This window comes from Dactylosporangium sp. NPDC049140 (assembly GCF_040648435.1).
Genome location: NZ_JBEZDS010000157.1, coordinates 1 through 1425 on the forward strand (window position 1 = coordinate 1; position 1425 = coordinate 1425).

Genomic DNA, 1425 nt, shown 5'->3' on the forward strand with positions numbered 1-1425 from the left:
GCTGGGCGCGGTGGGGTCGGAGCGAAGGGGCCGGGTCATCCGTGGCTTGTTCGTGTGGCCAACCGGCATCCGGGAGGAGCCCCATGGACGAGTTGAAACTGCCAGGCAAGCCGTTCGACATTTCGAAGATCGAGGTGTGGGAGGCGTATCGGCAGGTGAGGGAGAACAAGGGCGCTGCCGGGGTGGACGGGCAGTCCATCGAGGGCTTTGAGAAGGATCTGAAGAACAATCTCTACCGGATCTGGAATCGCATGTCCTCGGGCAGTTACTTCCCACCGGCGGTCAAAGCGGTGGAGATACCGAAGTCGCACGGCGATGGGACGAGAATGCTCGGCGTGCCCACCGTCGCGGACAGAATCGCGCAAACGGTGGTAGCGCGGAGGCTGGAGGCGAAGGTCGAACCGATCTTCCACCCGGATTCGTACGGCTACCGGCCGGGACGCTCGGCACTGGACGCGGTAGCGGCATGCCGGCAACGAAGCTGGCGCAGGAACTGGGTCATCGACCTCGATGTCCAGAAATTCTTCGACAGCGTCGACCACGACCTCATCGTCAAAGCGGTAACGGCACACACCGACCAGCCATGGGTAGTGCTCTACGTCAAGCGGTGGCTGCAAGCCCCGCTGGCACTACCCGACGGCAGCGTGCAGCAGCGAGACCGCGGCACCCCGCAAGGGTCAGCGGTCTCTCCTGTGCTGGCAAACCTGTTCCTGCACTACGCGTTCGACGCCTGGATGGCCCGGCAATACCCGTCCGTCCCGTTCGAACGCTACTGCGACGACGCGGTCGTGCACTGCGTCAGCGAACGCCAGGCCCAACACATCCGGGCCGCGATCGCGGACAGGATGGCCCAGGTCGGGCTGCAACTGCACCCGACCAAAACCCGGATCGTGTACTGCAAGGACGGTGACCGGCGAGACAGCTACGAGCACACGTCGTTCACCTTCCTGGGGTTCACGTTCCGCGCCCGCGCGGCGCGCAGCAGGCACGGCGAGAAGTTCACCTCGTTCCTGCCCGCGATCAGCACCGACGCCCTCAAGAAGATCAGCGGAGAGGTCCGCCGCTGGCGGCTGCACCGCAGAACACCCCTCACCATCGGCGAGATCGCAAAGAAGATCAACCCGATCATTCGCGGCTGGACCCAGTACTACGGAGCGTTCTACCGCTCCGCGCTGTGTCCCCTCCTCGGGCGCATCAACGCCTACCTGGTGCGCTGGATCCGCAAGAAATACAAACGGCTGCGGTCCCACACGAAGGCGATGGCGTGCTGGCAACGCATCACCAGCCAGTACCCGAAACTCTTCGCCCACTGGGCATGGGTCCGCGCCGCCTGGCAGACAGGATGACAAGAGCTGGGTGACGGGAGACTGTCACGCCCAGATCTGTGAGAGCCGGGAGGTGAGACTCCTCCCGGCTACTCGACCT

General features: G+C 64.4%; 1 protein-coding gene. It reads left to right on the plus strand.

Annotation, left to right across the window (positions count from 1 at the left end; translation table 11 throughout):
* Positions 1-83 precede the first annotated feature (83 nt).
* Complete coding sequence (gene ltrA / locus AB0B76_RS58960) at positions 84-1346, plus strand: group II intron reverse transcriptase/maturase (RefSeq protein WP_360395202.1); 1263 nt, start codon at positions 84-86, stop codon at positions 1344-1346.
* Positions 1347-1425: the final 79 nt, after the last annotated feature.